The following is a 13,632-nucleotide window of genomic DNA, read 5'->3' as shown; positions in this document are numbered from 1 at the left end:
GACAGAAAATACGTAAAAAACGGGGATCCGGTTACCATCATGAAACAATCTGGCACAATCGTCGAAAAACAGTATTTCACCTATGGTGCCGCCCCGGATCGGCTGCAGCTTGAAAGCGGGGCCGTACTTGGGCCGGTGACCATTGCCTACGAGACCTTCGGCACCCTCAACCGCGACAGGGACAATGTTATCCTGATAGCGCACGCTTTTTCCGGGGACTCCCATGTCGCAGGCCACTACCCCACCGACCGTGAAGGCGACAAACCGGGGTGGTGGGATTTCATGGTCGGCCCGGGCAAAGGTATCGACACCGACAAATATTTCGTCATCTGCCCCAACATCCTTGGCAGCTGTATGGGGTCCACCGGTCCGAAATCGATAAACCCCGAGACGCAAAAGCCGTATGGCCTTGATTTTCCGATGATGACCATAGGTGATATGGTCACTACCCAGAAAGCCCTGCTCGATCATCTCGGTATATCCGAACTGAGGGCGGTGGTCGGCGGTTCCGTGGGGGGAATGCAAGTGCTGGAATGGTGCGTGCGGTTTCCTGAAATGATCAGGTCCGCCGTGCCCATTGCAACCACCATGCGTCACTCCGCTCTCGCCATCGCCTTCAACGAAATAGCCAGGCAGTCGATAATGGCCGATCCCAAGTGGAACAACGGCGATTATTACGGCGGCGACTTTCCGAGGATGGGGCTCGCCGTTGCCAGGATGGTGGGTCACGTCACTTACCTGTCCGACGAAGCTATGCGCAGAAAATTCGGCAGAAGACTGCAGGACAAGGAAGCTTTCTCCTTTGGTTTTTTTGACGGCGACTTCCAGGTCGAGAGCTATCTTCGATACCAGGGATCAAAGTTTGTCGACCGTTTTGATGCCAATTCGCTGCTCTACATCACCAAGGCTGCAGACTATTTCGATGTGGTTGACCGGGTAACGGCCAGCGGACCGCTCAAGGGTGGTGACCTCCAAAAGGTAAAGTATCTTGTAATTTCATATAGTTCAGACTGGCTCTACCCGACATACCAGGCCAAGGAGCTGGTCCAGGCCTTAAAGCGTACCGGACAGGATGTCAGCTTCTGCGAAATTGAGGCGGACTGCGGCCATGATGCCTTTTTAATTCCTGATGAAAGACTTACTACCCTGGTGAAAGGATTTATCGATGGAGTCGGCTGAAACAACAAGACTGAGGTTTGATTTACGGATAATTGCCTCCATTATCCCGGAAAACAGCCGGGTGCTCGACCTGGGGTGCGGCAACGGCGACCTTCTTGAGTGGCTGGCAAGAAACAAGAACATCGCGGGCACGGGCATCGAGATGGACAAGCAAAAGGCCGCCCGATGTATCGCAAGGGGGTTGAGCGTCCTCCAGGGAGATCTCAATGACGAGGTTGACGACTACCCGGACTGCAGCTTCGATTACGTCATCCTCAGCCAGACCCTGCAACAGGTTTTCGAACCGGCCCGCCTGCTCTACTCCCTGGCCCGGATCGGTCGAAAAGTCATAGTGAGCTTCCCCAACTTCAGCCACTACTCGATCAGGCTGCAGCTTCTGACCAGGGGCATGGCGCCGAAAAACGACCAGCTGCCCTATTCATGGTACGACACCCCCAACATCAGGGTCATCACCCTGAAGGATTTCAGAAAGTTCAGCCGGGATGTCGGATACAACATTCTAAAAGAAATTACCATCGCCACCAACCGCTCAAACGAGGAAGGAAAGGTAATAGGACTGTTTCCGGATCTTCGCGCAACCTACGGCATTTACATTATCGAAAAAAACCGTATGTAGTTATCAACAACAACAAAGAGAACCAGCCATGTCGCAACCCGTCGAACACATAATAGACCCGAATGACATCGCAGCCCAGTGCGATCATATTGAAATTACCGAATCCAGTCTCCATGCGCAGGTGCCATCGGTGGTAAAAAAACTGTTATCCTCCTGGGCCACCAAGAAGTGTTACGAGCATATCAGTCCCGTCTCGATGCCGTCGCAGGAGAAAATTATCGCCATCGTCGAACAGGCAAAGCGGATTCTGTTCCCAGGCTACTTCACCAACTCCAGGCTCCATGCGGCGAACCTGGAATACTACATCGGCAAACAGACCACCGACCTGTACGACAAGGTGGCCGAGCAGATCACCATGGCCATCCGCCACGACTGCAGGAGACACGAGCTCCCCTGCACCAACTGTGAAGCCAGGAGCCACGCCCTGGCCCTGAGATTCATTGAATCACTGCCGAAGATTGCGGCGCTGCTGGCAACAGACATCAGGGCCGCCCTGGCCGGCGACCCGGCAACAGAAAGCCCGGACGAGGTTATCTTCTGCTATCCCGGTCTGCAGGCGACCATGATCTTCAGGCTCGCCCACGAGTTGTTTGCCCTGGACGCGCCCATAATCCCCCGCATCATGACCGAATATGCCCACAACCTCACGGGAATTGATATACACCCCGGGGCGACCATCGGAGAAGAGTTCTTCATCGACCACGGCACCGGAGTGGTGATCGGCGAGACCACAATTATCGGCGACAGGGTCCGACTCTACCAGGGAGTGACCCTGGGGGCGCTATCGCTGCCCCGGGACGCGGGGGTCACAATGCGTAACAAAAAAAGACATCCGACCATTGAAAATGACGTTATAATCTATGCCAACACCACTATCCTGGGTGGTGACACCGTAATTGGAGAAGGATCGGTAATCGGCGGTAATATCTGGCTGACGGAAAGCGTCGCCAAGGGAACCAAAGTGCTGCTCAAACGCCCGGAACTGATCTATTCACACTCATAAAAGCCAACACAGGAGGAGCGCTGTCATGTCCGTCACAATACTTGAATCCATCGGCAATACACCTCTTTTAAAGATGGTCAACCTGTCGGCCGAGACCGGAGCAACCCTTCTGGCCAAGCAGGAGTCGAGAAACCCAATGGGTAGCGTAAAATGCAGAATCGCGGTCTCAATGATCGAAGCGGCCGAACAGCAAGGTCTGATTAACGGCGAATCGACCATCATAGAGCCGACCAGCGGCAACACCGGCATAGGTCTTGCCTTTGTCTGTGCCCATAAAAAGCTGCGACTAATTCTTACCATGCCTGAATCCATGTCCATTGAGCGACGAAAGCTGCTCAGCCACCTGGGTGCTGAACTTATTCTTACCCCGGCCGCAGAGGGAATGAAGGGCGCCATAGCCAAAGCCGACCAGCTGCTCAACGAGATCCCGAACAGTTATATGCCCAACCAGTTCACCAACCCCGCAAATCCGGCGATTCACAGGACCACAACAGCCGAGGAGCTGTGGAGGGACACCGGCGGTATCATTGACTTTTTTGTTGCCGGAGTAGGAACCGGCGGCACCATCACAGGCGTATCTGAAGCTCTCAAGAAAAAAGTGCCGCACATGAAAAGCGTCGCAGTTGAACCCGCAGATTCTCCCGTTCTCTCGGGGGGAAGTCCCGCGCCCCACAAGATTCAAGGTATCGGCGCCGGGTTCGTACCCCAGGTCCTCAACACCTCCATCATCGATGAGATTATTACCGTAACCAACGATGAAGCCTTTGAAACGGCCCGGGAAGTGGCACTGAAAGAGGGCATTTTATGCGGCATATCAAGCGGAGCCGCCGCATTTGCGGCAATAGAACTTGCCAAGCGGCCCGAGAACAGGGGCAAGACCATCGTCGCAGTCATGCCGGATTCAGGGGAGAGGTATCTCTCAACTCCTCTGCTTGCCAACTGAGCGGATTCAGGGGAGAAATGTACTTCTCCCCGACCGTTGTCCCCATCCGACCCGCACATCCAGGCGTTATAGCGGTTCTTCCGGGTCAAAACAACCATCTTGCTTGCAACATATCCCGTTACATGATAAATAGTTCCATCTTGTTATAATTACGCGACAATAACACTCCTGGAGGCTTTGTCATCGAAACTCGACACCTAAAGATCTTCGTTGCCGTCTATAAATACCGCAGCTTCACCAAGGCCGCTGAAAAACTGTACACCAGCCAGCCGACGGTGAGCGAGCATATCCAGAATCTCGAAACGCATCTTAGCTGCAGGCTCTTTGACCGCCTCGGCAGGACCATCCTGCCCACCGGCGAGGCGGAGCTTCTCTACTCCAGGGCGAGAAAGATTCTAGACGACCTGCAGCAGCTGGAAGAAGACATTTCCACTTCGAAAAAGTCGGTGGCGGGTAAACTGGTGATCGGAGCATCAACCATCCCAGGCACTTATCTCCTGCCGCGGATCGCAGCCAAATTCAAACAGAATTTTTCCACCATCTCTTTTGAAATACGCATAAACGACTCTGCTCAAATCATTAAAGCAGTTTCAAATAATGACATATATCTCGCTGTAGTAGGGGCAAAAACAAACGAAAAGAAAGTGAACTTCACCCGGTTTGGCCACGATCAGCTGGTCCTGGCCGGCGCAGCGGAGGCCGGGGTACAACCAACAATATCCATGGACGAACTCTGTACCCTGCCCTTTATTACCAGGGAAGAAGGTTCGGGAACGAGAAAAAGCATAGAATCCTTTCTGGCCAGAAAGCAGCTGGGCCTTGGCAACCTCAACATATGTGCAACCCTTGGTTCCAGCGCCGCAGTAAAGGAGGCGATAAAGGCCAACCTCGGTGTTTCGGTGATCTCAAAGCGGGCGATAACCGACGAACTCAAAAGCGGGCAACTGCAGCAGATCGACGTGGAAGGTTTGGAGATGGAGAGATTCTTTTATATTGTCACCCCGTCAAAGAGGACCCTGCCTAACCATTACCAGCTTTTCATGGATACCATCCTCGCCCAGCACTCCTGATCTCTTTTCAGATCGCCCTCCATCCGCAGGCAGAAGATTTCTTTTATCTTTGCGGGGGTTTTGCTATATATAAAGTAGAAACAACAGGGAATAACAGAACTTAGCCGATATTCTTTTTTTATCGCCGGAGGGGAAATGGAACCTGACAAGCAGAAACGATTCTTCAGTCCGGTGTTTCTGCGTATCGCCCTGCCGGCCATCATCACCGTGGTGCTCTTTGTAACTGCCATTTTCGCTGTTATCCTTCCTGCTCTTGAAAAGAGTTTCATGGATTACAAAAAACTCATGATAAAGGAGTTGACGGAAACCGCCTGGTCTATTCTTAAAACTCACAACGACCTCCATCTTCAGGGAAAACTGAGCCTGGCCCAGGCGCAGCAGGAGGCCATAGAACACATTGAACAACTCAGGTACGGACCTGAGCGGAAGGATTATTTCTGGATCAACGATATGCAGCCGAAAATGATCATGCATCCGTATCGTAAGGACTTAAACGGAAAAGACATATCGAGCTTTACAGATCCGCATGGGAAAAAACTTTTTATGGCCATGGTGCGACTGATCGAAACAAGCGGTGGCGGCTATGTCGACTATATGTGGCAATGGAAAGACGATCCCGACAGGATCGTACCGAAAATTTCCTATGTGAAAGGGTTTAAGCCGTGGGGATGGATAATCGGTTCCGGCATTTACATAAATGACGTCCATGAGGAGCTCGCGGTCATCCGCAATAAACTCACGATTATTTCCGTTATCATCCTCGGCTTCGTTATCGCCGCGGCAATGTACATCATCCGCCAGACCATGATCTCCGAACAGTTGCGGAAACAGTTGCGCGACGAACGAACTGCTCTTATTGAAGCTCTTGCCATCAGCGAGGAGCAGTATCGTTCGATGGTCGAGTACAGCAGCGACTGGATATGGGAGATGACGCCCGAAGGGGTCTACACCTATGCCAGCCCCAAAGCTGTCGAGCTCCTCGGAAGAAAACCTGAGGAGGTGGTCGGTACCGATTTTTTCGACTATATGGTGACCGGGGAACTCGACCATGGCGGCAAACGGCTCCGCGAGATCATGAAAAAAGGTGCTCCGTTTACCGGTATCGAGATCGTCTGCCGTCACCAAGACGGACGCTCGATAGTCATTGAGAAAAACGGCGTTCCGTTTTTCAATGACAGACACGAACTCATTGGGTATCGCGGCGTGGCAAGGGATATCTCAGAGAGAAAACAGGCGGAAGATGCCTTGCGACGGAGCCATACCAGGCTGCACGACAACCTCGAAGAAACGGTTAAATCGCTGGCCATGACTGCAGAAAAGCGAGACCCCTATACCGCCGGGCACCAGGTACGGGTGGAACGGCTGGCGCTGGCCATCGCCCTGGAACTGGGGATGAAGGACAATCAGCTTGAGGGGCTGCATTTCGCGGCGCTGCTGCACGATATAGGCAAGATCTCCCTCCCTTCGGAATATCTGGCAAAACCGACCGGCCTTACCAGCGAGGAGCGTTCCATTATCAAGTCCCACCCCGAGTCCGGCTATGAAATTTTAAAGAATATCAACTTTCCATGGCCGGTTGCGGAAATCGTGCTGCAGCACCATGAACTGCTTGACGGTTCCGGCTACCCCAGGGGACTGCAGGATCAGGAAATAATGATTGAAGCAAAGATCATCACCATAGCCGACGTGGTTGAAGCCATGTCCTCGCACCGGCCGTACCGACCGGCTCTGGGGTTGCCGGCCGCGCTTGCGGAAATCCGTTCCGGCCGGGGTATTAAATATCACAAGGAGGGTGTCGACGCCTGCCTCTATCTGATGGAGCAGCAGGAATTCGATCTCGACTCGGTAATCTGGTAGTTCTTTGCCCAGTTGGTTGGCCAAATCTTACCCGGTCTGAACATTTCTTCTTTTACACCTTGAGAAAAAAACATGGACACGACACTTTATTTCCGATCCGGTTCGCTTATCCTGGAAGGCCTTTACCGCACAGGGGCATCGACACAAGGGGCGGTAATAGCCCACCCCCATCCCCTGTACGGCGGTGACATGACCAATCCGGTAGTTGAGACAATTGCCACTGTTTACCAGAACAGAGGGTACGCCACGCTCAGATTCAACTTCAGGGGAGTCGGCGCCAGCGAGGGACACTACGACAACGGAACGGGTGAACAGCAGGACGTGCTGGCCGCGATAGAGTTCCTTGTCCGCCAGGGGTACACCTCGATCCACCTCGCCGGATACTCTTTCGGCTCCTGGGTGCTCTCCCGGCTCGACGAGCTGCCCCGGGAAATAGCCGCCATGGCTTTCGTTTCACCGCCGGTAGCCCTCATTCCGTTTAAGCCGAACCTGAATCTTCCCCTGTTACGACTGGTTATAACAGGGGAAGAAGATGAAATCGCCCCTCCCGGCCTTGTTGCCGAATCGCTCAATTTCTGGAATCCTGAAGCCCGGTTTGAGATCATCGACTCTGCCGACCATTTTTACTATGGCATGTTCAGGGAACTGGGCGAAAAAATAGACGTAATTCTTGCTGGCTGAGATCTCCCTGCATGTCATTAATAACGGATCGGGGTTCACCTGCGCTCCAGCTCCCTGTACCCCGGCCTTAGTGTTACCTCGCCGAAAACCGCTGTCCATTCGCCCTAAATTCCGAGATAGGCGTTCTTGATATGGGGATCCCCCAGCAGCTCTCTTGCCGTACCTTCCATGGCAATCCTGCCATGTTCCAGGACGTATCCCCTGTCGCTGAGATTAAGTGAATGATTGACATCCTGCTCCACCATCAGCACCGTGGTCCCCTGGTCGGCGATCCGCCTTACCGTATTGAAGATATCCTTGATCAGGACCGGGGCAAGACCAAGAGACGGCTCGTCCAGCATGAGAATCCGCGGAACACCCATCAGACCTCTTCCTATGGCGACCATCTGCTGCTCCCCTCCGGACAGGGTCATGGCCAGCTGTGCCTCCCGCTCCTCCAACCTCGGCAGAAGGGAGTAGACGTTCCTCAAGGTTTCATCCTGAATTTTCCGGGCCCTGGGGTTATATGCCCCGACGATGAGATTATCCTTGATATTCATAAGCGAAAACAGCCGCCGCCCCTCCGGGACATGGATGATACCATGATTCACGATCGATTCGGGAGGCAGATCATGAATTTTAGTCCCGTCAAAAACAATGGTCCCGGAAGCTGGCTGCAGCAGCCCGGAAATGGCCTTCAACAGGGTCGACTTTCCCGCACCGTTTCCTCCTATTATACTGACAACCTCCCCTTCCTCGATGTTGAGACAAAGATCAAAGACTACCTGAACATCGCCATAAAAAAGATCAATATTGTCAACCTCAAGCAGCGGCATATTCTTCCCCCAGGTACGCTTTGATTACATTTTCGTTTGAGGCAATCTCCTCAGGAGTACCTTCCGCTATCTTTTTGCCGAACTGAATCACGATGATCCTGTCCGACAGTGCCATAATGGCTCTCATGATGTGCTCGATCACAAAGATAGTGACTCCGGTCCTGGAGAGGTTTTTTATGATCTCGACCATCTCGTCCACCTCGCCGGGCCTGAGCCCGGCCATAACTTCATCAAGCAGCAGCAACTTGGGCTCTGTGGCCAGCGCCCTTGCAATCTCAAGCCTTTTTCTGTCGGCAATGGTCAAGGTTCCGGCCTTTACATCCTTTTTATCATCAAAGCGCAGGGACGAAAGCACCTTTAGCGCCCTTTCTTCGGCCTCATCCCGGCGATCGGTGTTGATAAAAGCGCCGACCATAACGTTGTAGAGAACGGTCTGGGATGCAAACGGCTTGACGATCTGAAAGGTTCTGGCAAGGCCTTCCCGGCACAGGTTCCAGGGTTTCTTGGTGTTGCTCACCTTGTTGTCGAAGGTAATGGTCCCCGAGGTGGGCGGATGAACCCCCGCGATACAGTTAAAAGCCGTCGATTTGCCGGCGCCATTGGGGCCGATCAACCCCAGGATTTCCCCCGCACCAAGATCGAGATCAAGGTTGTTTACTGCGATCAATCCACCAAAACGCTTCGTTAATCCGCGAACTTCAAGAATTTTCATGCCGTCGCCTCCTTAGACTTCCCGACTTTTTTCCCAGGTTCATCGACCGATATGCCGGCCAACCGATCCACGACTCTTTTGTAGACCCGGGTAAGAGGCTCCTGTATCCCCCTCGGCTGATAGATCATAACCAGAATCAGCACACCACCGAAAATAACAAGATGCAGACCCGGCAGAACATCTCCGAAATATATCCGGGAAAAATCGCTCACCGGTCTTAACAGCAGCGCTCCCAGAACGGGCCCGGCAATGGAGCCCCGTCCGCCGATAAGCGCTATGAATGCGATTTCAAAAGAGAGATCAAGGGAAATAATGCTCTTAGGGTGGATAAACAGGGAGAACTGCGCATAAAACGTACCCGCCAGGGCGGTAAAAAACGAACTCATCGCCATCGCCGTAAGTTTCGCCCGCGTAACGTTGACGCCGAGCGCCATTGCCGCCTCGGGCTCCTCACCTCCGGCGCTGAGGTAAAATCCCAGTTTTGACCGGGAAATAAACCAGGTCAGCGTCAGGATCGCAATGAGCATTACCAGGATAATGTAATAGTACGGCTCCTTGGTCTCAAACATGAAGCTGGTAAACCCCGTGTTGAGTGGCGGAATCTGCAACCCTCGAGGTCCGTTAAGGTTGAACGGCCCCAGATAGTCGATGTTTTCGATCATTACCCGGATTCCTTCGGCAAAGGCGATGGTGGCAAGAGCGAAATAGGCTCCCCTGAGCTTAAACGTCGGCAGCGCAATCAGCACCCCTATGAACGTCGCGAGGATTCCACCGATTATCATGCCCAGCCATGGGCTGAGCCCATACTGCAAAGACAGGATGGTGGAGGTATAGGCTCCGCAACCGATAAAGACCGAATGTCCCAGGGGCAGGACGCCGGCAAACCCGCCGACCATATTCCAGCAGCTGGTGAGATATGCATAAAAAAGAATAAGGATGATGATGTGCAGGTAGGTCGGGCTGACCACAACAATCGGCAGAACCAGTGTTGCCGCTAACGTCGCCGCAAGCAACAGCTTTTCAATTTTTTTGCGATTGGCTTTGCTGTTATCGGATTCGGGACCGGTGATACCTCCTGTCTTTTCATAATCGACACCTTCCACAGAAAACCCCGAGCTCTTTTTACCAGTCATATTTTACTCCAAATAGTCCAGAGGGTTTTATGAATAGAACAAGCAGAAACAAGCCATAAACGATAGCTTCCGTCCACGTTGCCGTCATGAACTGCGGCCCTACCGATTCGATTATTCCGACGATCATGCCGCCGAGTATCGCGCCTGTGATACTGCCAAGCCCGCCAAGAACCACGATAATGAAACCTTTTATATCAAACAGCACACCGACCGTGGGATAGGTGTTGTAAAAAGGAACCAGCGTCACCGCCGCGATCCCGGACACGGCGGTGCCGATGCCAAAGGCGATATTATAAATTTTATACTGGTTGATTCCGGCAAGGCTTGCCGCGTCGCGATCAAGGCTGGTAGCCCTGATCGCCCGGCCCAGCCGGGTGTACTGGAAAAAATAATAGATCAAGACTGCGGTTATAACAGCGGTTACGCACCCCCAGATCTTGGGAACCGATATCAACATCTCGCCGATTTCAACCATTTTACCCCGCAGGGGGTTATCGTTGATCACCCGATACTGGGGACCGAACACCAGAAGAGTCAGGTTATCGAGTATATACCAGACCCCGGTGGTTACAATGATAACCGTAATCGGTTCGCGAACGTTTCTTTCCGCTTTAAAAATCGGTTTTATCACAATATCCTGGAGATAATAGCCGAAAATAAACATTACCGGGATGACGACGACCAGCGACAGATAGGGATGAACGCCGGTCAGCGCCACCGCCCAGTAGGCAAGGTACATTCCCACCATGAGCAGCGAACCGTGGGCGAAGTTAATGACTTTGAGTACCCCGAAAATTATGGTCAACCCCAGTGCGGTCAAGCCATATATCGACCCCATCAGGATACCGTTTATTGTATCTTCAAGGAAATAGAGCATTCCGACCTCCGCTCAAGCTAAAAAACGTTCCCCAAAACGGTGCCCGCCCCGGGGAACAATCATTCTTCCCCGTCCGCTTACGGCTTTGGAAAAACCGGCGAGTATCCGGAGCGACGGGCACTCTTGGGCCACACGGTAATCCGCTCAAGACCGTTGTCGGTTTTGTTTACCTGTACCATAACAAGCGAGGCGAACTGGTTTTGTCCTTTATCGTTGAACATGACCTTATCGTATCCCACGATCATACCCGGCCCCTGGGCCAGGTCCGTTTGGGCGAGTGCCTCTCTTATTTTCGCCGGATCGAGGCTGGCCGCACGCTCGAGAGCGTCTTTTATTATGTACATCGCCAGATAGGCATCCACAGCTTCACCGGTAAGGTTGCTTCCGTAAAGGCTTTTGTATTTTGCGTTGGCCTCGGCGGCACCGGCCCTGTTGACATCTGTCTCCCACTCGACTATGTCAAACAGATACTGCGCATTTCGGCCTGTGGCCTCGATAAAGGAAGGATCGGCATGTCCCCCGCCGGAGGAAATCATCGCCTTGAGCTTGACCTTATACTCGGCCAGGGTGTTGGTCAGCAGAATTGCATCGGCGGCGTTGGAGACCATCATCAGGACATCGGCCCTTGACCGGCGGATTTTCTGGACCACCGGGCTCAGATCCGTTGCGGTGGAAGGATATGGCTCATCAAGAACCACCTCGTAGCCGGCTTCTTCAGCCAGTTTCTTCCAATTTCCGGCAATTCCCTGTCCCCAGTCGCCGTTTTCGTAGACAAAGGCAAGTTTTTTGATCTCGGAGCCGAACTCGGTCTGCAGATCTTTGAGAAAAGTGAACTGGTCCCTGGTCCACCAAGAGTCTTTGGCGGCGATACGAAACACATTTTTAAACCCCTGGTCAGTGATCTTGTCGGCAACCGATACCGGAACGACAAACGGGATACCGTACCGCTCGGCGACGGCAGTTGTCGGATAGGTAACGGATGAATTCCAGCAGCCGGTAAGCACGTTCACCTTCTCGGTATTGATCAGACGTTCAGCCTCGGCCACCCCTTTTTCCGGCTTGGATTCGGAATCGGCGTAGATCAGTTCCAGCTTCGCCCCGTTAAGGGACTTTATACCGCCAGCTTCATTGATTTCGGCAACCGCCATCTCCCGAGCGTTTTTACCCTGCTGCCCGACGGTGGCCGAAGGCCCGGAAAGCGGGATAATGTTTCCTACCTTGACAGTCTGGGCTGCCAGGGAAGAAACGGGCCCCAAGGAAAGACAGAGCAGGCCAAGAGCGGCTACGGCACCAATTGAAGTTTGGCGAAACGAGGTTTTGTTCATGAAATTATTCTCCATCGGTTAATGGGTTACAGGTTGCCCCCTGGCGCACCGGGGGTATTGGACTCCGTCTTAAATTTCTGAAACTTTTTTCTTAAACTTCAATCTGCAGAATGACACAGAGGATGTTTTGTTTACCAAGGTGGTCATCGATCGGCGAACATTGGCTGTTTTAACAACACCTCTTTTGCCCGGTTTTCAGATAATCCGGGCAATTTTCAATGTTCGCCGATCCGGTTGCGCTCTGTATAAATCATTTCGATGCGATCATGCGCAACATGGGACCACAACATGGGAAACAGCTTATTGCAATGCGGCGTTGTAAGGCACCGAGTAGAGATAGTAGACTCCGATGATGGTCAGTACGCCGAGTCCCGCGATGGTTTTGGCAAGGGTCATGGTACGGCTGACCTCAACCGCGCTGCCCTCACCTGCCGGCCGGATATGGAGCTTTTCCCGGAACTGCCGTTCGGCATCGCTCACCTGGGTAAGGGCTGATCCGACTATGATACAGAGAACGCTGAAGCCCGCGCCGATGATTGGCGGACGCAGATAGACGGGGAAATCAACGCCGCCATATTTCTTCAACGTTTCGCCGAGTGCCACGGCAATAAAGCCGCCTATTATGCCCCACAGGGCCCCTGTGGCGGTAATTCGCTTGGACCAGACACTGGCAAATGCTACCGGTCCCCAGGACGCGGCGAACAGGGTTGCCGCAAAATAGCCGATCCACATAACCGCCGGCGGCTGGAAATAGGTTATGCCCAGGGTAGCCAACCCGACAAAAGCCATGGTGATTCGGCTGACCCGCAGCACCTTCTCACTGTCTCCGCTCTCATGAATCAGGTCCCGGGACACGGAAAAGCCGACGAGGGAGAGGAAGGTGGAACACGAAGAGAGGGCTGCCGCCATGATGCCGCCCAGCATGATGACCCCCATCCAGGTCGGCAGTACGTTGAACGCTGCCCAGATGTAGGCTTTCTCGGAAGGAGCGATATCGGGCTTGATCAGGTTGATGGCCGCGGCGGAAAAATGGAGTACAACATAGAGCAGCAGAACACAGGTCGGTGCTATCAGGGCGGCCCGCAGGGTCACGTGTTCATTTTTCGCCATCAGGTACCGGCTCGCCTGCCACGGGCTCACCGCGACCACGGCCGACCAGACGAACCCCAGCACTACCGCCCAGACCAGGGCCGCGGTCTTGGTGGACCAGAAGGCGTTTGCGCCGGTCATGCCGTGCCAGGCGATAATATCCGGTTTTAACTCAAAGGTCGCGAGCCGGGTAATGGCTTGATCCCATCCGCCAACCGACGACATGATGTATGGGCCGGCAATGAAGGCTATGATGGTAAACAGGAAAAACATGATGGTGTCGGTTATGATAACCCCCTGGGACCCTGAATAAAAGGTGAAGGAAGTGTAGA

General features: G+C 53.2%; 13 protein-coding genes. 7 read left to right on the top strand and 6 right to left on the bottom strand.

Going from position 1 to position 13,632, the window contains the following annotated elements; translation table 11 throughout:
• The first annotated feature begins 39 nt into the window (after positions 1 to 39).
• The 7 genes from metX (at position 40) to BLQ17_RS18075 (ending at position 7,349) form a co-directional block, all read left to right on the top strand.
• Positions 40 to 1,179, top strand: a complete 1,140-nt coding sequence (gene metX, locus BLQ17_RS18105) for a homoserine O-acetyltransferase MetX (RefSeq protein ID WP_092225487.1) — start codon at positions 40 to 42, stop codon at positions 1,177 to 1,179.
• Positions 1,166 to 1,795: a methionine biosynthesis protein MetW gene (metW, locus tag BLQ17_RS18100; RefSeq protein ID WP_176761304.1), complete on the top strand. Its 630-nt coding sequence runs from the start codon at positions 1,166 to 1,168 to the stop codon at positions 1,793 to 1,795. The genes metX and metW overlap by 14 nt, the downstream gene beginning before the upstream one ends.
• A 28-nt stretch (positions 1,796 to 1,823) precedes the next feature.
• A complete protein-coding gene (locus BLQ17_RS18095; RefSeq protein WP_143005542.1) occupies positions 1,824 to 2,798 on the top strand; it encodes a serine O-acetyltransferase in 975 nt (324 codons plus the stop codon).
• Positions 2,799 to 2,823: 25 nt separating this feature from the next.
• On the top strand, positions 2,824 to 3,741 hold the full coding sequence (cysK, locus tag BLQ17_RS18090; protein ID WP_092225431.1) for a cysteine synthase A: 918 nt from the start codon (positions 2,824 to 2,826) through the stop codon (positions 3,739 to 3,741).
• Between the two features lie 182 nt (positions 3,742 to 3,923).
• Positions 3,924 to 4,811, top strand: a complete 888-nt coding sequence (locus tag BLQ17_RS18085; RefSeq protein WP_281180561.1) for a selenium metabolism-associated LysR family transcriptional regulator — start codon at positions 3,924 to 3,926, stop codon at positions 4,809 to 4,811.
• 135 nt (positions 4,812 to 4,946) lie between these two features.
• Positions 4,947 to 6,668 (top strand): cache domain-containing protein, encoded by a 1,722-nt coding sequence (locus tag BLQ17_RS18080; RefSeq protein WP_092225427.1) that lies wholly within the window; start codon positions 4,947 to 4,949, stop codon positions 6,666 to 6,668.
• Positions 6,669 to 6,740: 72 nt separating this feature from the next.
• Positions 6,741 to 7,349 (top strand): alpha/beta hydrolase, encoded by a 609-nt coding sequence (locus BLQ17_RS18075; protein WP_092225425.1) that lies wholly within the window; start codon positions 6,741 to 6,743, stop codon positions 7,347 to 7,349.
• 104 nt (positions 7,350 to 7,453) lie between these two features.
• On the opposite strand, the gene BLQ17_RS18070 is transcribed toward BLQ17_RS18075, so the two are convergent.
• The 6 genes from BLQ17_RS18070 to BLQ17_RS18045 all read right to left on the bottom strand — a co-directional run.
• A complete protein-coding gene (locus BLQ17_RS18070; RefSeq protein WP_092225423.1) occupies positions 7,454 to 8,164 on the bottom strand; it encodes an ABC transporter ATP-binding protein in 711 nt (236 codons plus the stop codon).
• A complete protein-coding gene (locus BLQ17_RS18065) occupies positions 8,151 to 8,876 on the bottom strand; it encodes an ABC transporter ATP-binding protein (protein WP_092225421.1) in 726 nt (241 codons plus the stop codon). The genes BLQ17_RS18070 and BLQ17_RS18065 overlap by 14 nt, the downstream gene beginning before the upstream one ends.
• Positions 8,873 to 10,009, bottom strand: a complete 1,137-nt coding sequence (locus BLQ17_RS18060; protein ID WP_092225419.1) for a branched-chain amino acid ABC transporter permease — start codon at positions 10,007 to 10,009, stop codon at positions 8,873 to 8,875. Before BLQ17_RS18060 ends, BLQ17_RS18065 begins: the two co-directional genes overlap by 4 nt.
• Positions 9,999 to 10,886 carry a branched-chain amino acid ABC transporter permease gene (locus BLQ17_RS18055; RefSeq protein WP_092225417.1) on the bottom strand — a complete coding sequence of 296 codons (888 nt, stop codon included), beginning with the start codon at positions 10,884 to 10,886 and terminating at the stop codon, positions 9,999 to 10,001. The genes BLQ17_RS18060 and BLQ17_RS18055 overlap by 11 nt, the downstream gene beginning before the upstream one ends.
• Positions 10,887 to 10,963: 77 nt before the next feature.
• Positions 10,964 to 12,211, bottom strand: coding sequence for an ABC transporter substrate-binding protein (locus BLQ17_RS18050; protein WP_092225415.1), 1,248 nt, complete (start codon positions 12,209 to 12,211; stop codon positions 10,964 to 10,966).
• A 300-nt stretch (positions 12,212 to 12,511) separates the two neighbouring features.
• Positions 12,512 to 13,632, bottom strand: a 1,121-nt coding sequence (locus BLQ17_RS18045; protein ID WP_092225413.1) for a sodium:solute symporter family protein, incomplete at its 5' end; no start/stop codon positions are given.

Source organism: Desulforhopalus singaporensis, assembly GCF_900104445.1.
Lineage (GTDB): Bacteria > Desulfobacterota > Desulfobulbia > Desulfobulbales > Desulfocapsaceae > Desulforhopalus_A > Desulforhopalus_A singaporensis.
This window is presented reverse-complemented; position numbering and strand designations above follow the sequence as displayed.

Bases quoted from the DNA above. Each gene is read 5' to 3' on its own strand.
- metX (WP_092225487.1), top strand. From the start codon at position 40: ATGAAACAATCTGGCACAATCGTCGAAAAACAGTATTTCACCTATGGT.
- metW (WP_176761304.1), top strand. From the start codon at position 1,166: ATGGAGTCGGCTGAAACAACAAGACTGAGGTTTGATTTACGGATAATT.
- BLQ17_RS18095 (WP_143005542.1), top strand. From the start codon at position 1,824: ATGTCGCAACCCGTCGAACACATAATAGACCCGAATGACATCGCAGCC.
- cysK (WP_092225431.1), top strand. From the start codon at position 2,824: ATGTCCGTCACAATACTTGAATCCATCGGCAATACACCTCTTTTAAAG.
- BLQ17_RS18080 (WP_092225427.1), top strand. From the start codon at position 4,947: ATGGAACCTGACAAGCAGAAACGATTCTTCAGTCCGGTGTTTCTGCGT.
- BLQ17_RS18075 (WP_092225425.1), top strand. From the start codon at position 6,741: ATGGACACGACACTTTATTTCCGATCCGGTTCGCTTATCCTGGAAGGC.
- BLQ17_RS18070 (WP_092225423.1), bottom strand. From the start codon at position 8,164: ATGCCGCTGCTTGAGGTTGACAATATTGATCTTTTTTATGGCGATGTT.
- BLQ17_RS18065 (WP_092225421.1), bottom strand. From the start codon at position 8,876: ATGAAAATTCTTGAAGTTCGCGGATTAACGAAGCGTTTTGGTGGATTG.
- BLQ17_RS18060 (WP_092225419.1), bottom strand. From the start codon at position 10,009: ATGACTGGTAAAAAGAGCTCGGGGTTTTCTGTGGAAGGTGTCGATTAT.
- BLQ17_RS18055 (WP_092225417.1), bottom strand. From the start codon at position 10,886: ATGCTCTATTTCCTTGAAGATACAATAAACGGTATCCTGATGGGGTCG.
- BLQ17_RS18050 (WP_092225415.1), bottom strand. From the start codon at position 12,211: ATGAACAAAACCTCGTTTCGCCAAACTTCAATTGGTGCCGTAGCCGCT.